The sequence below is a fragment of the Ruegeria sp. CDSB114 genome, assembly GCF_059611025.1.
In genome coordinates this window covers 1-17,152 of record NZ_JBXWOT010000009.1, presented here as the reverse complement: position 1 = coordinate 17,152, position 17,152 = coordinate 1, and the positions used below count along the sequence as shown (strand labels likewise).

At 54.1% G+C, this 17,152-nt stretch carries 20 protein-coding genes and 1 pseudogene; 13 read left to right on the top strand and 8 right to left on the bottom strand.

All coding sequences use genetic code 11. The annotated features are described in order from the left end of the window. Positions 1 to 82 precede the first annotated feature (82 nt). Positions 83 to 1,795, top strand: a complete 1,713-nt coding sequence (locus tag AC2FIP_RS16590) for an adenylate/guanylate cyclase domain-containing protein (protein WP_496787289.1) — start codon at positions 83 to 85, stop codon at positions 1,793 to 1,795. A gap of 71 nt (positions 1,796 to 1,866) precedes the next feature. Here AC2FIP_RS16590 and AC2FIP_RS16585 read toward each other — a convergent pair whose 3' ends face one another. Both AC2FIP_RS16585 and AC2FIP_RS16580 read right to left on the bottom strand, forming a co-directional pair. Further along, entirely contained in the window at positions 1,867 to 2,280 is a 414-nt protein-coding gene (locus AC2FIP_RS16585; RefSeq protein WP_496787287.1) for a cupin domain-containing protein, read from the bottom strand. Positions 2,281 to 2,653: 373 nt separating this feature from the next. Then, positions 2,654 to 3,538 carry a LysR family transcriptional regulator gene (locus tag AC2FIP_RS16580; RefSeq protein WP_496698896.1) on the bottom strand — a complete coding sequence of 295 codons (885 nt, stop codon included), beginning with the start codon at positions 3,536 to 3,538 and terminating at the stop codon, positions 2,654 to 2,656. Between the two features lie 108 nt (positions 3,539 to 3,646). Between AC2FIP_RS16580 and gstA the strand changes: the two genes are divergently transcribed. Genes gstA through AC2FIP_RS16560 form a run of 4 tightly spaced genes read left to right on the top strand, consistent with a single transcriptional unit; the run spans position 3,647 to position 5,816 of the window. Beyond that, positions 3,647 to 4,258: a glutathione transferase GstA gene (gene gstA / locus AC2FIP_RS16575; protein ID WP_496787286.1), complete on the top strand. Its 612-nt coding sequence runs from the start codon at positions 3,647 to 3,649 to the stop codon at positions 4,256 to 4,258. Then, complete coding sequence (locus tag AC2FIP_RS16570) at positions 4,255 to 4,635, top strand: nuclear transport factor 2 family protein (RefSeq protein WP_496698898.1); 381 nt, start codon at positions 4,255 to 4,257, stop codon at positions 4,633 to 4,635. The genes gstA and AC2FIP_RS16570 overlap by 4 nt, the downstream gene beginning before the upstream one ends. 3 nt (positions 4,636 to 4,638) lie before the next feature. Continuing rightward, a complete protein-coding gene (locus AC2FIP_RS16565; protein WP_496698900.1) occupies positions 4,639 to 4,860 on the top strand; it encodes a tautomerase family protein in 222 nt (73 codons plus the stop codon). After that, positions 4,857 to 5,816 (top strand): NAD(P)H-dependent flavin oxidoreductase, encoded by a 960-nt coding sequence (locus tag AC2FIP_RS16560; protein WP_496787284.1) that lies wholly within the window; start codon positions 4,857 to 4,859, stop codon positions 5,814 to 5,816. The genes AC2FIP_RS16565 and AC2FIP_RS16560 overlap by 4 nt, the downstream gene beginning before the upstream one ends. 229 nt (positions 5,817 to 6,045) lie before the next feature. On the opposite strand, the gene AC2FIP_RS16555 is transcribed toward AC2FIP_RS16560, so the two are convergent. The 3 genes from AC2FIP_RS16555 to AC2FIP_RS16545 all read right to left on the bottom strand — a co-directional run bounded on the left by AC2FIP_RS16555 (position 6,046) and on the right by AC2FIP_RS16545 (position 8,456). Beyond that, a complete protein-coding gene (locus AC2FIP_RS16555; RefSeq protein ID WP_496787283.1) occupies positions 6,046 to 6,594 on the bottom strand; it encodes a carboxymuconolactone decarboxylase family protein in 549 nt (182 codons plus the stop codon). A 248-nt stretch (positions 6,595 to 6,842) separates the two neighbouring features. Beyond that, positions 6,843 to 7,355, bottom strand: coding sequence for a class I SAM-dependent methyltransferase (locus AC2FIP_RS16550; RefSeq protein ID WP_496787282.1), 513 nt, complete (start codon positions 7,353 to 7,355; stop codon positions 6,843 to 6,845). Positions 7,356 to 7,730: 375 nt separating this feature from the next. Next, positions 7,731 to 8,456 carry a TetR/AcrR family transcriptional regulator gene (locus AC2FIP_RS16545; RefSeq protein WP_496787281.1) on the bottom strand — a complete coding sequence of 242 codons (726 nt, stop codon included), beginning with the start codon at positions 8,454 to 8,456 and terminating at the stop codon, positions 7,731 to 7,733. A 196-nt stretch (positions 8,457 to 8,652) separates the two neighbouring features. On the opposite strand from AC2FIP_RS16545, the gene AC2FIP_RS16540 reads away from it, so the two are divergent. The 6 genes from AC2FIP_RS16540 to AC2FIP_RS16515 all read left to right on the top strand — a co-directional run bounded on the left by AC2FIP_RS16540 (position 8,653) and on the right by AC2FIP_RS16515 (position 13,617). Further along, positions 8,653 to 9,306 (top strand): hypothetical protein, encoded by a 654-nt coding sequence (locus AC2FIP_RS16540; RefSeq protein ID WP_496787280.1) that lies wholly within the window; start codon positions 8,653 to 8,655, stop codon positions 9,304 to 9,306. Positions 9,307 to 9,451: 145 nt separating this feature from the next. Next, positions 9,452 to 9,955, top strand: a complete 504-nt coding sequence (locus AC2FIP_RS16535; protein WP_496787278.1) for an outer membrane protein — start codon at positions 9,452 to 9,454, stop codon at positions 9,953 to 9,955. A gap of 387 nt (positions 9,956 to 10,342) precedes the next feature. Next, entirely contained in the window at positions 10,343 to 11,446 is a 1,104-nt protein-coding gene (locus AC2FIP_RS16530; RefSeq protein ID WP_496787277.1) for an alpha/beta fold hydrolase, read from the top strand. Between the two features lie 80 nt (positions 11,447 to 11,526). After that, positions 11,527 to 12,039 (top strand): DUF6653 family protein, encoded by a 513-nt coding sequence (locus AC2FIP_RS16525; protein ID WP_496787276.1) that lies wholly within the window; start codon positions 11,527 to 11,529, stop codon positions 12,037 to 12,039. A 38-nt stretch (positions 12,040 to 12,077) separates the two neighbouring features. Beyond that, positions 12,078 to 12,824, top strand: a complete 747-nt coding sequence (locus AC2FIP_RS16520) for an alpha/beta fold hydrolase (RefSeq protein WP_496699581.1) — start codon at positions 12,078 to 12,080, stop codon at positions 12,822 to 12,824. 460 nt (positions 12,825 to 13,284) lie between these two features. Further along, complete coding sequence (locus tag AC2FIP_RS16515; RefSeq protein WP_496770499.1) at positions 13,285 to 13,617, top strand: NIPSNAP family protein; 333 nt, start codon at positions 13,285 to 13,287, stop codon at positions 13,615 to 13,617. Between the two features lie 335 nt (positions 13,618 to 13,952). Here AC2FIP_RS16515 and AC2FIP_RS16510 read toward each other — a convergent pair whose 3' ends face one another. Then, the gene (locus AC2FIP_RS16510; RefSeq protein ID WP_496787275.1) at positions 13,953 to 14,585 is read right to left on the bottom strand and encodes a tyrosine-type recombinase/integrase; all 633 of its coding nucleotides are present in this window, start codon (positions 14,583 to 14,585) and stop codon (positions 13,953 to 13,955) included. A gap of 213 nt (positions 14,586 to 14,798) precedes the next feature. Between AC2FIP_RS16510 and AC2FIP_RS16505 the strand changes: the two genes are divergently transcribed. Next, the gene (locus AC2FIP_RS16505; RefSeq protein ID WP_299893248.1) at positions 14,799 to 15,164 is read left to right on the top strand and encodes a MerR family transcriptional regulator; all 366 of its coding nucleotides are present in this window, start codon (positions 14,799 to 14,801) and stop codon (positions 15,162 to 15,164) included. Between the two features lie 65 nt (positions 15,165 to 15,229). Further along, positions 15,230 to 15,871: pseudogene (locus tag AC2FIP_RS16500) on the top strand (transporter substrate-binding domain-containing protein); the annotation flags it as partial. A gap of 464 nt (positions 15,872 to 16,335) precedes the next feature. Here the strand turns inward: AC2FIP_RS16500 and AC2FIP_RS16495 are convergent. Together AC2FIP_RS16495 and AC2FIP_RS16490 are read right to left on the bottom strand one after the other, a co-directional pair. Further along, complete coding sequence (locus AC2FIP_RS16495; RefSeq protein ID WP_496697414.1) at positions 16,336 to 16,932, bottom strand: hypothetical protein; 597 nt, start codon at positions 16,930 to 16,932, stop codon at positions 16,336 to 16,338. Continuing rightward, a partial coding sequence (locus tag AC2FIP_RS16490) for a hypothetical protein (RefSeq protein ID WP_496787273.1) occupies positions 16,925 to 17,152 on the bottom strand: 228 nt, incomplete at its 5' end. The genes AC2FIP_RS16495 and AC2FIP_RS16490, both read right to left, overlap by 8 nt.

Genomic DNA, 17,152 nt, shown 5'->3' with positions numbered 1-17,152 from the left:
TCATTAAGGCTTTTCAAAATCTGACGAATGGGCTGACAGAAGCAACCCACCGAGCTAACTTCATTGCAAAGAGGAGGGGTGAATGGGAAGACGTCTCACGACGGTATTGGCCGCCGACATTGTGGGCTATTCCGCGCTGATGGATCAGGACCGTACTGGCACAGTCGCTGCATTAAAGACCTTCCGCGAGGACACGTTTCTCCCGATCGTGGAAGATACCAATGGTTCACTGATCAAAAGCATGGGCGACGGCTGGATCGTCGAGTTTCAATCACCATCTGAAGCAGCAGCTTGCGCGATTGCAGTTCAGTCCGCCCTCAAACCTGACCACATCAAACTGCGCATCGGGGTTCACACAGGGGAAGTGGTAACCGATGGCGATGACATTTTCGGTGACGGCATCAATGTTGCGGCGCGTCTGGAGGCTCTCGCGAAGCCGGGACAAGTGCTCTTTTCGGATACGTCACATAACAGCCTTGACCGTAACGATGCGGGATTATTCGACGGCGGAGAGCAAACCGAACTGAAAAACATCACGCGGCATGTTGGAATCTGGTGTTGGCCAAAGGGTACGAAAGCCAATCTCGCGATCAAAGCGGATGTGAGGCCGGGAATCGCAGTGCTCCCATTCGACAATATGTCGGGTGATCCGGAGCAGGAGTTCTTTGCCGATGGCATAACGGAAGACATCATAACTGAGCTATCTCGGTTTCGTTGGTTGATGGTCGTCGCACGAAATTCTTCTTTTGCTTATAAGGGGAAAAGCACGGACATCCGCGACGTGGGCCGCGACTTAGGGGTTCGGTATGTACTGGAAGGCTCCGTTCGGCGTTCCGGGCAGCGCGTCCGCATCACGGGACAGCTCATAGATACCGAAAATGGGAGCCATTTGTGGGCGGACCGCTTTGACGGTGTGCTCGACGACATCTTTGATCTTCAAGATCAAGTCACCGAAGACGTAGTTACAGCTATTGAACCATCGGTGCGGCACGCTGAAACAAATCGTGCGCGTGCAAAACCCACCAAGGACTTACAGGCATACGAGCTCTACCTCCGAGCTTTATCACATTTCCACTTGCTGACTGACCAAGACAACATAGAGGCAATACGACTGACAAAACTGGCTTTGGATCGAGATCCGGAATACGCCTCCGCAGCGGGCTTGCTAGCATGGCTTCATATCCAACGTCTTGTGCAAGGTTTGGAACCTGTAGATCAGGGACCCAAGTCAGCTGTCGCGGCCGCAGAGCAGGTGCTGCGGAGCGATCGCGCGGACGGCATTGCAAAGGCTTATGCCGCACATTCGATCTCTATGCTGGCACAAGACCTGTCCCGCGCGCGGACAGCCTTTAAGGAAGCATTGTCGGAAAATCCCAACGCGGCGACGGTCCACATGCTCGCCGCTGCAAATCTTTATTTGCTGAATCGCCCTGACAAGGCGCTGGAACATGCAGTCCGGTCTGTCGAACTCAGCCCGGGTGATCCATTGCGGCACGCCGCTTTCATGGGACAGGGTGCCGCCTTGTTTCACTTGGGACGTTATGAGGAAGCCGCGCAGGCCTGTCGCGAAGCCTTGTCTGTGCGTGCAACCTTCCTGATGAGCCACCTGATGCTGATTGCCTCGCTCGCTGAGCTCGATGACATAGATGCGGCAAAAAAAGCTGCTGTCAAATTGAACGAAATCGCTCCGAATGCGGCTTCGATAACCGAGACAACACGTTTACCATTATTCTCTATTCCAACCTGCGCTGATCGCTGGCGCAGCGGGTGGAAAAAAGCAGGGTTGCAAGTGTGAAGACAAACGGCACCCCCCCGGTTCCGACAACCATGCATTCGGTAAAGGATATTTCGCCTTTGTCTTGAAAATCAGTTGCTGACCAAAACTCTGCCTGGCTGGCCCTCCTCATGGACACGGAACACCAAAATGGTTGCCCCTTCGTCCCCTGAGCGAGCGGTGTGCACTTTTTTCAACGGAACGACGCCTACGTCACCTGAAAAAGCTTCTTGTTCGCCTTCGCCGTCTAGGATGAGGGTGACGCTGCCCTGCAGAATGTAGGCAAATTCTTCACCGGGATGCCAATGCATTGGTAAAGTGAGGTTTGGTGGTAGGGCAACATGGCTCACGACAACCTCCAAGCCCTCAGTGCTTTTGAGCGACTCGGTTAGCAAGTCCTGAATAAGCGGTTTTTGCAAAGTCGCTGGATCCCGCACATCGTGCGACATAGCCGCAGCGGCACCAGTCACGACAATCAAAAAAGCAAATATGATTGGTTTCCACATCTAATCCCCTCCTACTTTTAGAAGATGATGGCATTGGGACCTTTTCGAAATCAATGCTGGTGTGCACGCGGTTAACTGCGGCGTTCCAAATTGTTGTGTCAAAGGCTGTTCCAGGGTCCGCAAAGTTCGCGGAGCGCTTCTTAGTGGACGGTGCGGCGAGTGGCGGCTTAGTCCTGCGATCTGTGAATTCGAACCAGACCAGATTTTGCGCTTGCAGCGAATGACCGCAAAGCGGGCTGCGACCGCAGAATCTTGCCTGGGTGCTCAGTGTCCGGAATGGGCCGACCCCGTCATCTGGAGAAGCGCCTTTTACCTCAATATGATAGCGGATCACCTCAGCTGTAGAGGAACAGCTGTCGTCGACAATTCCTGCTTAAGGCCGACTTGGCAGCCCGATTTTGTTCCAGAGCTCATCGGCAACAACGCCTATTGCCTGGTCCCGGCGCCTCATCTTGAAGATCATAGTCCGGCGAAACGGGAACCCTTCCAGGTTCAGGGAGAGTAACGTCCCGGACCGCCTCTCTTCCTCTGTCATATGGTCGGGCAAGCCGCCCCAGCCGAGGCCGGCGAGGATCACTTTCTTCTTGGCTGCGAGGTCTGAAACCGTCCATTTCAGCCCACCCGGCAGCAAGTCCCGGCTCTGTTCATGCGCAGCGCCGCCTGTGCCGGCAGCAACCACCTGCACATGGCTTTGCATTTCGGATGCGGACAATGCGCGGGAACCGGCGGGCAGGCCCAAGCCGGGGCTGGCCACTGGCCGGATCGTGACCTCAGCAATTGGCTCTGCCTCAACTTCGTCCAGTGGCACCCCATCAAGAGACGCGACTGCGATATCTGCCTTACCCTCCATCAGCCGGGCAATCGGGCCGCCCATCATTTCCATCCGCAGCCGAAGGTGGGTGGCAAGGTGGCGCCGCCCTGTATGCGCAAGCGCGGGCAGCAAGGGGTCCAGATCCACTGTTGCGCTGACAGCTATTGTCAGTTCCGGCTCTTCGCGGGCGCGCAGCCGGGACGCAGTGGTGCGCAGCCCCTGCATCTGCCGCAGCACCCGGGACGCTTCGCGGTAGAAAATTTCGCCTGCAGGGGTGAGCGAGGGACGGTAGGCTTCGCGGCTGAACAACTCCAGTTCCAGCTCCTCTTCCAGCTGACGGATTGTGTGGCTGATGGCGGACTGCGATTTGTGCAACCGCTCGGCTGCGCCGCGAAACGTGCCGGTTGCGACAATGGCATCCAGGGCAATGAGCTGGTCGTGTTTCATGGGCTTCCAACATGATCGAATTTAATAATCATTATACTGAGAACACAATATTATCAATCAATCATGCCAGCAGGTAGTCATTGGACATCACCAACACAGGAGACTGTCATGAAACTCTACTACAAACCCGGAGCTTGCCCGCTGGCAAGCCATATAGCCCTGCATGAAACTGGCCGCCCGTTTGAAATCGAAGCTGTCGATACCGCTGCAGGTCTGACCGAAGGCGGTGCGGACTACCGCGCGCTCAACCCCAAGGGTTATGTTCCGGCCCTGGGCCTGGAAGACGGCGGCGTTCTGACCGAGGGGGCGGCTATATTGCAGTATATCGCAGACAGCAGCCCTGAAGCAGATTTAGCGCCGGTGGCAGGCACACTGGCTCGCGCCCGGATGCAGGAACATCTCAACTGGATCGGGACCGAGCTGCACAAGGCATTTGGCCCGCTGTTCCGCGAGGGTACGCCTGAGGCCGGGAAAGATGCGGCGCGCGCCGCTGTTGCGGACAAGTTCGATTTCATTGAGACGCATCTGGAGGATGGCCGCGAGTGGCTGGTCGCGGATCAGTTCTCGGTGGCGGATGCCTATCTGTTCGTGGTCTCGAACTGGGCCAATTTTACAGGTATCGACCTGGCCCGCTGGCCCAATCTGGCCGCCTTTGTGAACCGCAGTGCTGCTCGCCCGTCGGCACAGGCAGCGATGCGCGCCGAGGGGCTGATTCAATGACGCCCTCCGACCACAAACAGGTCGGCGATCTGATGGGGGCCTATTTCGAGGGCCTTCATCAGGCCGACAGCACCATGCTGCGCGAGGTCTTCCACCCGCAGCTGGCCTATGTCTGCGCCACCGAGGACGATGAGTTGTATCTGGATCTTGAGACCTACATGAACCGCGTGGACGGGCGCGAGCCGCCCGCCAAACGCAGTGACCCGCGGGATGAGGAAATCCTGGAGATTGCCATTGTCAGCGACCGGCTGGCCCGCGTCAGCGCCCGGATGACCATGATGGGCCGAGATTTCCATGACCTCCTGACCCTGGTCCGATACGGAGCCGAATGGCGCATCGTTGCGAAGGTGTTTTCCTATGTGCCGCGAAAGGACTGACTGATGCCCTATGTGAATATCAAGGTGACCCGCGAAGGCGGGCCGGATAGCAAAGGCCCGAGCGCAGAGCAGAAAGCGCAGCTGATTGCCGGGGTCACCAGCCTTTTGCAGGACATTCTGGGTAAGAACCCGGCGACGACCTTTGTCGTGATCGACGAAGTCGCGCTGGAGGATTGGGGTATCGGCGGTGTGCCGGTGCAGGAATACCGGAAGCAGGCGCAATGAAGACGCGGCTGACAGAGGCGCTTGGGATCACTTTTCCGGTGATCCAGGCGCCAATGGCATTTGCTGCGGGCGGCGCGCTGGCCCGCGCCGTCTCCGGCGCCGGAGGGCTGGGTATGATCGGAGGCGCTTACGGAGATGCCGAGTGGATCGAACAGCAGTTCAGCATAACTGCGGGAGCTCGCGCGGGCTGCGGGCTGATCACCTGGAAACTGGCGGAACAGTCGCACCTGCTTGACCAGGTGCTGGCGCATGATCCGGCGGCGGTTTTTCTGTCTTTCGGCAACCCGGAGCAGTTTGCGTCTGCGATCCGAGATGCCGACGTGCTGCTGATCTGCCAGGTACAGACCCTGCGTGATGCTCGGCAGGCGCTGGACTGCGGCGCGGACATCATTGTTGCGCAAGGAGCGGACGCCGGCGGTCATGGCGAGGCGCGCGGCACCTTTGCGCTCGTTCCCGAGATCGCGGACGAGATCGCACGCCAGAACAGCCAGGCACTTTTGTGTGCCGCAGGCGGTGTCACCGACGGGCGCGGTCTGGCCGCGGCCCTGATGCTTGGGGCGGACGGGGCGGTGATTGGCACCCGGTTCTGGGCCTCGCACGAGGCGCTGGTGCATCCGCACATTCTGGACCGCGCACTGCGGGCAACCGGGGACGACACAATCCGCACCCAAGTGGTTGACATGGTCCGCGGTTTTGATTGGCCCAGCCGCTACAACGGCCGTGTTCTGCGCAACCCGTTCATTCAGAAATGGCACGGCTCAGAAGACGCCTTGAAGCTGGAATCGGGCGTTGAAGCGGCAAAATGGGCGGCAGCTCAGGATGCCGGAGATCCTGATGTTGCAACTGCCTTCGCAGGCGAGGGCATTGGTCTGATTAGCTCTGCGGCACCTGCCGGCGATATTCTGGCGAAGCTCATGGCGGATGCGCAGCGGTGTCTGGCTGGGGCGGTTGCATAACGCGGTGATCCGGGAAGAGCCAGAAACACTTGAGCTGGAGTAGGCGATGGCATGTTTACTGCCGCCTACTTTGTTGCGTCCTGTACGAAGGTCCGGTTCGGGGAAGAACGTTGGTCAACTTGCCGGGTCTACGAATGTCGGCTCAGGGCCGTCCTCGTGATCAGCTACTATCGAGGCAGGGGGCTTTGCTGCAACGGCCCCGAGGTCGGCAGTGAGCCCAATTTGACTGTCAGTTACAAATCGCATTTGCCATAGCTGCGTAAGAATCTTTTAGTCCGTCCACAGTGGGAAGCGGGTTCAGTGGCCCTTCGGGTGTGTTGATCCCTGACGCAAGTACGATGTTGTTGATGAAATCAAAGATGCCGCAGACTTCCACTACTTCGTAAACCGCAACTTCGCTCCATCCAGCACTCAGTGCCGCATCGAACGCCTCCTTGATCTTGTCGGAATTTTTGCTGTGCAGACTGAGGGCATATGTCAAAAGTGGTTTGATACGTTTGTTGGTATTTTCAACAGACCCAGAAAATACCTCTGAAAATACAGTGTGATAGAAAATACAGTAGGGAGTGGTGTTTTGCTTCGAAATGAACGCAGCTATCGCTTCGCGCTCTCCTCTTGATAACGCTCCATCTGCGCACATGATGTCATTAAGGAGGCGGAGAAGCATCTCAGAATTACGCGGGAACAACTTCAACACATCGGTAAGCCCGCTATCAAATGAAAGGCCATCAAAGTTTGTCATTTCGTTTTGACCTTTTGCAAATTTGGGCTGCGACAAAACGCGATCACCCCTTCCTTAACCACATACTAGTACCCGGCAATGACTATGTCACTTTGTCCGCACTCCCGAAGTCGGGTCACGCTACAATCTCGTGGGCGCAGCGAATGGCCGGTTCGGTGAAGCTGCACTGCGGCGTAGTCTGACACGATGAATGTCTGGTATGGGCCGTACAGAACAGGGTTTATCTTGGCTTGGCGAGTCATTCTGCGCCGCATCCGACGGTAGCAGTGAGCCCAATATGCTCGTTAAGATCGGCGCATAAACAGATAACCGCGTTCTGCGAAATGTGTTTTCCAATCCAATTCATGGGCCAAAGCGGTGGCTTTAAAGTCTGCAATATTGGGCGACTCATCCGCGATTAGAAGCCATCCGTCATCGCTTACATGGTCCATCAACGAATTCAGAACCGTGCCCCGAGATGGGCGATCTAACATGTGCAGTGTTCGGTCGATCAGCACTATGTCAAATAGACCCTCTGGGTTGTAGGTAGTGATGTCGGCCACAACACCTTCAACTTTTAGATTTTCTTTTGTCGCTGCAGCTCTTAGATCGCGAATGCCATTGGGGGATATGTCCACTCCCACAACGCGATGCCCCAAATTCGCAATGAAAATAGCGTCACGGCCTTGTCCGCACCCCACGTCCAGGACACGAACGTTATGTTGGTCGAGTTGGTCGAAAAATTTGACAGAAACCGAAGTTGGTTGCCCCAATGCATTTCGTGTCTCGCCGTACAGTTTGTCGTAATTGTACGCCATGGAATCAGCGTTAGTAGATATCCGCGTGATTAGCTAAGTGAAATATTTCGTGAGCGGCAGGAATGTCCCGCGACTTGATCCTTAATCCGCCCGTTGACGTTGCTTGCGCAGCGAATGGCCGGTCTGGTGAAGCTGCAGTGCGGCGGCGGCACTTACGATAAATGTCTCTTATGGGCCGCTTATTTCAGTTTTTGCGGGGCAGGGGGCTTTGCTGCAACGGCACCGAGGTCAGCATCGAGCCCAATGTTCTTGACGCTGCGACTTACGCCAATATCCGACGGCTTAGGGAAACGGCGCTGACGCGTGTTGCGGAGAATGTCAGTGGCGAGCCCTTATTACCGAATGCTGCATCAGGTAATCGCTGACTAGGCCAGATTAGTTTGCCGATGGAAGAGTTGCAGGCACAGTTGCCATGGTAACCTCCACCGCTTCTGGCCAGCCGAAATCCGTTGTCCCGTCCGGCAATCCCAGAATGCGGTCGAGTGTGAGAAACTGCATGTCGATTGCCGCCTGCAATTTCTCTGCGGCATGATCGGCTATGTCAGATCCCCGTGCATCAATCGCGCGCAACAGCGCGAGATCAATAAAGGTGCTTAGGAACAAAATGAGTTCTGCGGCAGTATCAACATCTGCGACAGTAAATGTGCTCTCATCACAGCCTTTCTGAATGATCCCGGTCAGGACGGGCATAGCACCGGTTCTGACCCTGCGCTTGAACTGTTCAAGCAGAACCATGTTTTTGTCCTGATTCATGACCCGGAAAAATTCAACCTGACCAGGGTAGTCATGTTCACGTAAGTAGTTGGCTCGCAGGTGGATAAAGCTGTGTAACAGGTCGAGCGCAGAGGAGTTCTCATCAGAGGCAACAACAGCCATCTGCGAAAATACACCCTCTGCCATTCCGTCCAATACGCCAAACAACAACTCGTCTTTAGATTTGAAGTGATGATAAAACCCGCCCTTTGAGACGCTCGCCATATCAAGCACATCTTGTATGGTGGTATCCTCGAAGCCTTTGGAAAAGAACAACATCTGCGCGCATCCCAGCAGCTGAGCACGCCGTTCTTCGGGGGGCAAATTCTTTCGCTTCGTAGATTTCATGCACTTTCCTCTTGCAAACCGACCGGCGGTCTGCAAATACAGACCCATGGTCGGTTTGTACCCCGACTCACCTGGCAGAGCAATGTAATTCACCTGCCAACCCGAATTTAACGATGCGTTTACGCAGCCAAACTCCGCAAGCGGTAGTGCTTTGCGGACCCGGTTTAGTTGCGCGCACGATGCAGGATCGAATGTCATGAATGCTCTTGTCTGTGGAATTACTTCGCCATCCGAGTTGCGTCGAATGTCTCGCTTGGCGGGTATTCGCGAACTGCTCGGGGTTCTGATCACAAACTGCTTGAAGCAGAAGCCCCCTATGCAACGCACAATTCAATCAGGATATGGAAAGGCCATGAAAAAACCCCATAAATCAATAGGGCCGAAGAACCCAGTCTCTTTTGAAGCAGGTCGAGTTCGATGGTTAGCAATGCAACGCATTGCGACCTCCAGTCAGTTTGTGCGTTCAGTGTTCGCCGCGCTCATCTTTGGTGTCGCTCTGAGCGGATGTGCCGCCAACATGGCGGCGACAGGCAGAGATGGCCCTGATCTGAGCGTCGTTAGCCAGGAGGCCACCCGGTTCAATGTAGAACGCCAGTTGGGCTCACCCGATGAATTGCAGCAACAAGCCAATGGAGACTGGGTGGCCGTCTATGATGTTGAGCCCAGGACAAAACCGAACCTGGCGCGAGCAGCAGGTCATGGAACATTGGATCTTTTTACCTTCGGGCTTTGGGAAGTTGTTGGTGGCCCGCTGGAGGTGGCACATGCGCGTCGGGTACTGGTCACTGCCCGATATGACCAATCAGGGAAACTGATTCAAATGACCAGCAAACCCAAACCCATCCTCTAATCCAAGTTTTGGATCACCGCTGGACGGAAAACGGAAAGCGGTAATTCCAGCACCCCCACTAACGGAAAATCATTCCCGCTGGCGCATCACGCATGCCCAGCGTCCAGATGGTCTTTCCGTATAATCAAGAGAACGGACCGTTTAAATGAAGACTATCACGATGATCACACTGGCAGCCATGATGCCGACTTTGTCCTTGGCAAATGAAAGCTGGACCGGTTTCAATGCAGGCTTGCAGCTATCCACAATCGATGTCTCCGAGGGCAACAACGACAATGGAAATGCAGCCCTGGGTCTCCATGCCGGTTATCTACACGATTTTGACGGTTACGTAATTGGTGGTGAACTTACTTATGACGCGGGCGCTGAGGTTGAGTCCGGAGGGAAAGCCGGAAAAGTCGATACTGTACGCCTGAAGTTCAAAGGTGGTCATGTATTTGGCCGGACATACCTCTATGGCGTGATTGGCTATGCAAACATTGATGGCGGATCCAAGAACGAAGACGGCTATTCCGCCGGTGTTGGCGTGACGTATCGCGCGACGGACAGGGTTCTGGTTGGTCTTGAATACCTGCGAGACACATATGACACGTCGGGTGATGATATCACTGCTGACTCTGTTGCGCTTCGGGTGTCCTACAAGTTCTAGCCGAAGCCATTCGAGATTTCGAAAATGGCGGGGGACTTCGAACGGTTCCCCATTTTTCTTCCACCTTCAAATTCCGGAGAGGCGCCAGGTGACTAACGTGCCAACTCTAAAGACCGAAAGGCTAAACTTAATACCACTTAAAGTAAAAGCTTGGCTCGACTATCTTACTTTTATGGTCTCGAAACGCCCAGCGTTTATGGGCGATCCTGTTTTCCCGCGTTTACCCAAACATGGCGAGCTGGCATTCCTATCTAATCACATGCGTCGCGATATTGGTCTCCCAGAATATGGCAAGCGCGAGCCCAATCTCTATCTGAGATATTGAGTTCAGGTCGCAACCGAATTCGAGACGCCACCACAATGCATTAATCCAATGGGCAGCGAACAATGTACTCATTCAAACTTCAACGCCGTCTCTTACTGTTGACATTCTGTGCCTCCAATTTTGCTGGGTCGTCATTTGCCCAGGATCGTCAAGAAATTTCCGTGACGCGCAGCGGCGAAGATGTTGCAGCTATAGAGTGTTTCGGAAGCTTCGTTTCACAGGAAATAGTTGTTCTTGGCGGGATTGAGCAAACGATACTTATTCGCACTTGTGATTTATCCCAACCGGTCCTGCTATTTTTGCACGGGGGTCCGGGTGGTGCCGTGATGCCCTGGGTCGATCTGTTCCACACGCCCTTGTTGGAAGAGAACTTTGTCGTTGTCAATTGGGATCAACGTGGAGCCGGAAGTTCATTCAACGACGATCTCACGATAGAGGACATCACGCCATCCAAGTTGGTGGCGGATACGCTTCAACTCACCAACCTCCTACGCGACCGCTTCAGGCAAGAGAAAATATTTCTGAGCGGTCATTCGTGGGGCAGCGCGCTGGGTTTCATGACTATCGCAGAGGATAGTTCCCCCTATCACGCGTTCATCCCAACGTCAGAGCGTGTCGCGTGGGTACGCAGTATGAACATGGGTTTTGAATGGGCCCAGGATCAGGCGAAAGTTCGTGGCGATGTTGAAACTCAGCGGAAACTCAAGTCGATTGAGCCGTTCGATGCATTAGACGAGTCAGATCTCACCGTTCAGCGCGAAGTTTTGGCAGAATATGGAGCTGGAGACTTTCATACCGAAGGGCTATGGGATCGCTATCTCTCTTATGTGCTAGAAGGGCAGAGCCCCTACTACACGGACACACAGGTTAATAACTATCTCCGCGGACTTGAGCTATCGAGCACAGCAATTGAACAGCCTGAGATTGTTGGTGCATACGACCTCTTCACCTCGCATCCGGTCCTGGATCTACCGGTCCACTTTATAACCGGAGCAGAAGACCAGAACACGCCAGCCGATCTGGCACAGGAATATTACGAACACCTGAAGGTTCCAGCGAAGAGTTTTACCCGTATCGACGGCGCTGCCCATATGGTGATGTACGACCAACCCAATGCCTGGGCTGAAGCCCTGGTTCAAATAAGAAACCAGACGCCTACCAACTGACGAGCGGCCCAGCGTCGTCATACACTTCAATCAATCCTACCCCTCCTATTTTCGGAGAGGTGGATCCAGGAGTTGCAAAGATGGACATAGCTCGATTTTCCGAACGCCTTATGGGCATGAAGGACGAGGTTTGGCTGCGACATGCAAACCCTTGGTCCGTTTGGACCCGTGTGTTGACACCCGTGCCTCTTCTGGCGTTTGCAATCTGGAGCAGAGCATGGATTGATTATTGGGCGTGGCTTGCGGTCGGCATAGTTCTTGTCTGGATATGGATCAACCCACGCGCTTTTTCGCGGCCGGAGACTTTCGACAGTTGGTCTGCACAGGGTGTTCTCGGCGAGCGTGTCTGGCTGCGGCATCGCGACAAAGTTGCGGAACATCATAAGCGCGTCGCAAATACGGTCGCCATTGTCAGCGGCGCTGGTCTTTTGCCGTTTGCCTATGGTCTGTGGGCATTCGACTTAGGGTTCACTTGCCTCGGCATAGTTGTGATCTCGGGCGGCAAGATGTGGTTTGTAGACCGCATGGCCTGGGTTTGGAGCGACTTCCTGCGCGACGGTGGAACTTTAGCCGATCTGACGGTTGGCAGTTGATCTGTGGCGCCTCATTTAAACCACTCGGGAATACGATCATGAAGAAAGTAGTGTTTTGCCACGGTATGCCTGGCAGCCCATCAGATGCGGAGCTACTAAGTAAGGCCAATCCTGGTATTGAAGCCATTGCTCTGAATTTGCTGAACTTTGATCCGAAGGCCATCGACGCAGATCTTTGTGATGCCATAGATACAGCGTTGGGGGAAAACGACGGCGAGTGTGTGCATGTGGTTGGCTTTTCCATCGGCGCCATGGCGGCAATAAAAGTTGCGGCGTCCAGGCCAAACCTGGTTGGCCGACTAACATTGATATCGCCGGCTGCCCCACTTTTCATAGGTGATTTTCTACCCAAGATGGCGGGAAAACCGGTTTTTGAGTTGGCCATGAAGCGTCCAAGGATACTCCGGATTCTGACGCGTCTTCAAAGTTTGCTGACCCGGTTTTTTCCAGAAACTATGGTCAAAGTATTGTTCGCAAAGTGCGGCCCTGCGGAAAGAGTTCTTTTAGAAGACGAGACCTTCGTCAGCGTTATGAAAAAGGCGCTATCGGAGAGCTTCGTACAGAGGCCAGCGGCCTATCTTGCATTTATCAGCGCCTATGTCGCGGATTGGAGCGAAACTATGTCAGCGGTGCAGTGCGACGTCGTCCTTTGGCACGGGACTAATGACACTTGGTCGCCGGTTGAAATGTCTCACTCGCTAAAGGGTGTGTTTGGTGAAAAAGCCACAATAAACTTGGTTCAAGGCGCTGAACACTATTCAACCCTAGTACAAGCTGAACTGTAGTTCACACTCAAGATTGACGCTTTTGGAGTTGTACAGATTCTGGATAATATACTGATTTCGTTTAAAATAGGCACTCGAAGGAAGAGGCGTCTTTGGCTCGGTCACCTCGGCTGGAGGCAGTCGGATGTTCGACCGGATTCATCAAGAAAATGCATGCGGCATCGCCCCGAAATTCGACGTATGAAATTCATATGCGGCAAGATCCGTTATTTCGGTCAATCGATGGCTAGTGGGTCTGGACAGACTTTGTTCGAACTTGGCGGACTTCTACAGAGATTTGGTATCAACCACATCCATAATGCGGAGGGAGATATCATGGGTTATCAAGATTGACGTGGGTGCGGAAACCCAGGAAGTTTTGAGTTCCTAGTGTCACAAATGAGTACGTTAAGTGGTACGGTAAGGATCAATCTCAACAGACTTCCCCCAAGAGAACTTTCTGAGCGAACAGGTTACACACATGATTATCGAAGTTCGTCGCTACACACTAAAACCCGGACGTCGCGAGGAGTTTATCGAGTTCTTTGAGCAGGAGAACCGTGTTGCACTGCGCGACGCCGGGATGCTGGTCTTTGGCCCTCTGCGGGATCTGGACAATCCTGACAAAGTCCACTGGATGCGGGCATTCTCGTCGCTCGAGGAGCGAGACAGGATCAAAGATAGTTTCTACAAAGGACCGGTATGGAATGAGCACATCGAGCCCTTGGTAATGCCCTTAATCCTCCATTTCGAGGCGGATGTGACCGAAACAACAAACGGGTTTGAGAGTTTCGGGGGTGGCGTATCTCTCTGAATTCCGGGGCCCACAATCCGAAGGGCTCACAGAAGAGAACGAGACACGCTCCGCAACACCGATTGTTGCCACTGGCGTGTACGCGGTGAGTGGCGATAACCCGAAACAGACCGTGATCGCATGGCAAAATTACGTCGCCAATACACACCCAACTAACTGGAAGCGAAGACGGCATTAGATTTCGAATGCAAGTCGCCGCTGTCCCGCAGTTCGTGAGTTCGACAGGCCTCCTTTCTCGCTAGTGCAGCGAATGGCAGCAAAGCGGGCGCTACCGCAGCATTTCGGTTGGCTGCTGGATGTCTCCTTTGGGCCGTCCTTTCGAACGGCCCTTTAGTCTAGATTTCAATGGCTTCGGCAATGGCCAATGCATCCTCAAGTTTGACACCAAGGTATCGGACCGTGCTGTCCATTTTCGTGTGACCGAGTAGGAGCTGAACAGCTTGGAGGTTGCCTGTCTTCTTGTAGATCTGCGTGACTTTAGTTCTCCGCATTGAATGGGTGCCATACGCGCTCGCCTCAAGACCGATCGATGTGACCCAATCTCGGACGATCCGTGCATATTGGCGGGTCGAAATGTGCAGGCGTTCATGAAAGCGCCCGGGCCAAAGGTACTCGGAACCGACCATCAGCTCGTCCTCCATCCACTTTTCGACAGACGCGCGCGTTCCTTCGGATATCTCGAAGCGCACAGGTTTTTGCGTCTTGCTTTGGAGGACCGAGGCTCGTTCTTTGATTTGGCCTGAAGCCATGACATCGACCACTTTCATCTTCACCAGATCACAGCCTCGGAGTTTGCTGTCGATCGCCATGTTGAACAGGGCGAGATCGCGGTGGTTCTCGGCCAATTCAAGTCGAACCCGTATCGCCCAGACGTGTTTTGGTTTCAGTGGTCGCTTCTGGCCGACGATACGCCCTTTGTTCCAGGCAGGGCGAAGTGCGCGAATGGCAGGTAAATTTGGTGTTTCCATGACTGATCCTCCGATCCGCCATGCCCTCCCAAAACGACAACCCGACGTTGACCGGAGCATTTTATCACGACACGCTGCGCTGCCTCCGAGGTCCACTCTGAGCCCATTAGCAACGGTTGCTGCACGATGCACGAAGGTCAGCTTTTCAAAGATCGCTATTGACTTAGAGTTACTCTAACCCGCTACCCAATGGTGAGAGGAGCACTTGCGAAGATGAGAATTGCTGAAGCTGTGGAAGCCTGTGGGCTATCCGCACATACGATAAGATTCTACGAGAAATCGGGAATGCTGCCAGAGATCGAACGTGGTGCCGATGGGCACCGTCGGTTCACACCTCGTTTGATCGAGTGGCTGACTCTGCTCTACTGGCTGCGCGAAACTGGCATGTCACTTAAGCAAATGCGTCGGTTCACGACTCTTGCCAAAGCAGGCGATGCCGGTATCGAAGAACGCCGCCAAATCCTGTTGGATCACGCGGCAACGCTGAAGGCAAAACGCGCAACGCTCGAAAAATGCGAAAGCATCCTTGCCATCAAGATCGCCAGCTATGGCCCGGACAACAAGGAGGATGACCCATGAAGTTTGCCTACCTGATCGAACCGCCATTCAACTATGTCGATGCTTCAGGCTGAGTCACGGGTTGCGATGTTGAACTCGCCCGGTATGTGTTTGCGGAAATTGGCATTGCAGATTTTGAACCGGTAGAAACGGAATTTGCAGAACTTTTACCCGGTGTCGCAGATGGCCGATGGCGCATGACGACGGGCCTATTTGGAACTGATGAGCGCAGGAAGAGCGCATTGTTCAGCCGCCCGATCTGGGCGCTATCCGACGGGCTGCTGGTTGCTAGGGGCAATCAGTTAGGTTTGGGCGGTTATCAATCGATTGCCGACAACTCTGAGGTCCGGATAGCGGTTATCCGCGACCAGTTTCAGCATCGTTCGGCGGTCGAATTTGGCGTCAGTGCAGACCGGATTGTGATTTTCGAAACCTATACCGAAGCCGCTCAAGCTGTTCGCCAAGCCACTGTCGACGCCTACGCTAGCGTCGGTCGAGCGCATGGCGGCTTTATCGAGCAGAACCCGGAATGGGGGCTGGAACTGATCCTTGTGCCAAATTCGGAAAAACCTCCTGCGTTTGGGTCATTCGCTTTTGGTTTGAACGACACAGAGCTTCTGAATGAAGTCGATGCAGCTCTTTCGCGATTCCTCGGGACCGATGCCCACCGGAAGATGGTCGCTTCTTTTGGTTTCTCTACTGCCGAAGTTGATATGGTGGCTGTCTGAAACGTCGAAAGCTGACTTTGGCCGCGGCACGCAAAGTCCTGCCCTTCCGCATCGATACTGCCCAAATACCTTGAAACGAGCCCAGGGGCCCCAGTGCTGCCCGATGCGCGAATGGTGGCTTTTGAGAGGCTTCTACAAAAGTTGCTTGACCTCCATCGCAATGTTGCAAGCTAACAGTTCAGCAACGAACAATAGAAGGGTGTTGTGTCTCGACCGTTTGCGAAAAGCCACTTTTGCTGTGGCACTACACCCACAATGTGTGAAACACATTCTTCACCAGACCTATGCCGGCAAGCTCCCAGTCCGCCATCTTGCTGACCACCTGATGGGTCCCATCTTCAAAACCTTGCAGATGAAAGATCAGGGGATGTCCATTCCATCAGAAATCAACTCAACCGATGCTGCCTTACGAAAACTTTGCGACAGAGCCGGAGAACACTGCTCAGCCGAACCCACCTTTGAAGTCATTTTGGGTCATTTGGATTTAGGATGTAATCTAAAGGGTTACCTGTGGCCAAATTTGCGACGTCTCCAAGACAGATAAAACAGTCGTCAATTACGATGTATGCCTGATCAATCTCGGTGATTTCCTCGCCCTCGATAAGTTTGTACCCGAACATGAAATCGTCACCTGATGCCCTTGGGTTTGTCAGTTCGACGATCAATGAAACGGGATTGCCATTTTGCTGGCCAACAAGAGCGGCGTTTGGTGGATCAGAAGCAAAGCTATCGTCTCCCTCGCTCCAGATTTTTACCAGATGTTCACTTGGGATGGCTGCGGCGGCCCGGTGCGGCCGATCCGTGAACATAATGAGGTTCTTGTCAGCCCCCACCAGCGTGAGCACACCGTCGGACATCGCGGCCTTGTCGCTGTGCTGTACAAGGAGAACGCTTTCCGCAGTCGTAAAGTCTTGGGGTGACTCTGCCACGACTGCGGTTGCAAAGCCAACTGAAGTAATCGCGATGGAAAAAGGCGTGATGTACTGATTCATTTTTGATCCTCGAAAAAGCATCTTTGGTGCGGCGTAAATACCTTGTTTTGCGGCAGAAAACCTAGTCATTCGTGTCCGCCCAATTCAGCTCGCCGGACGGCGCCGGAATTCCGACAGCTGTGTCAATGGTGGATAATGTCGACGCGACGTTGAAGCCCAAATAGCTCAAATCTATCACAACATAAGGGTTTTTGATTGTTCCGTGAGCATCGCCTTTGATGACCTTGTATTGATAACTCATCGCACCATCGCTAAGCGCTGGGTCTGTTATCTCGACAATCAAGGAAAC

Excerpts from the sequence above, each read along its gene's own strand:
- AC2FIP_RS16590 (WP_496787289.1), top strand. The coding sequence starts at position 83 with ATGGGAAGACGTCTCACGACGGTATTGGCCGCCGACATTGTGGGCTAT.
- AC2FIP_RS16585 (WP_496787287.1), bottom strand. The coding sequence starts at position 2,280 with ATGTGGAAACCAATCATATTTGCTTTTTTGATTGTCGTGACTGGTGCC.
- AC2FIP_RS16580 (WP_496698896.1), bottom strand. The coding sequence starts at position 3,538 with ATGAAACACGACCAGCTCATTGCCCTGGATGCCATTGTCGCAACCGGC.
- gstA (WP_496787286.1), top strand. The coding sequence starts at position 3,647 with ATGAAACTCTACTACAAACCCGGAGCTTGCCCGCTGGCAAGCCATATA.
- AC2FIP_RS16570 (WP_496698898.1), top strand. The coding sequence starts at position 4,255 with ATGACGCCCTCCGACCACAAACAGGTCGGCGATCTGATGGGGGCCTAT.
- AC2FIP_RS16565 (WP_496698900.1), top strand. The coding sequence starts at position 4,639 with ATGCCCTATGTGAATATCAAGGTGACCCGCGAAGGCGGGCCGGATAGC.
- AC2FIP_RS16560 (WP_496787284.1), top strand. The coding sequence starts at position 4,857 with ATGAAGACGCGGCTGACAGAGGCGCTTGGGATCACTTTTCCGGTGATC.
- AC2FIP_RS16550 (WP_496787282.1), bottom strand. The coding sequence starts at position 7,355 with ATGGCGTACAATTACGACAAACTGTACGGCGAGACACGAAATGCATTG.
- AC2FIP_RS16545 (WP_496787281.1), bottom strand. The coding sequence starts at position 8,456 with ATGAAATCTACGAAGCGAAAGAATTTGCCCCCCGAAGAACGGCGTGCT.
- AC2FIP_RS16540 (WP_496787280.1), top strand. The coding sequence starts at position 8,653 with ATGAATGCTCTTGTCTGTGGAATTACTTCGCCATCCGAGTTGCGTCGA.
- AC2FIP_RS16535 (WP_496787278.1), top strand. The coding sequence starts at position 9,452 with ATGAAGACTATCACGATGATCACACTGGCAGCCATGATGCCGACTTTG.
- AC2FIP_RS16530 (WP_496787277.1), top strand. The coding sequence starts at position 10,343 with ATGTACTCATTCAAACTTCAACGCCGTCTCTTACTGTTGACATTCTGT.
- AC2FIP_RS16525 (WP_496787276.1), top strand. The coding sequence starts at position 11,527 with ATGGACATAGCTCGATTTTCCGAACGCCTTATGGGCATGAAGGACGAG.
- AC2FIP_RS16520 (WP_496699581.1), top strand. The coding sequence starts at position 12,078 with ATGAAGAAAGTAGTGTTTTGCCACGGTATGCCTGGCAGCCCATCAGAT.
- AC2FIP_RS16515 (WP_496770499.1), top strand. The coding sequence starts at position 13,285 with ATGATTATCGAAGTTCGTCGCTACACACTAAAACCCGGACGTCGCGAG.
- AC2FIP_RS16510 (WP_496787275.1), bottom strand. The coding sequence starts at position 14,585 with ATGGAAACACCAAATTTACCTGCCATTCGCGCACTTCGCCCTGCCTGG.
- AC2FIP_RS16505 (WP_299893248.1), top strand. The coding sequence starts at position 14,799 with ATGAGAATTGCTGAAGCTGTGGAAGCCTGTGGGCTATCCGCACATACG.
- AC2FIP_RS16495 (WP_496697414.1), bottom strand. The coding sequence starts at position 16,932 with ATGACTAGGTTTTCTGCCGCAAAACAAGGTATTTACGCCGCACCAAAG.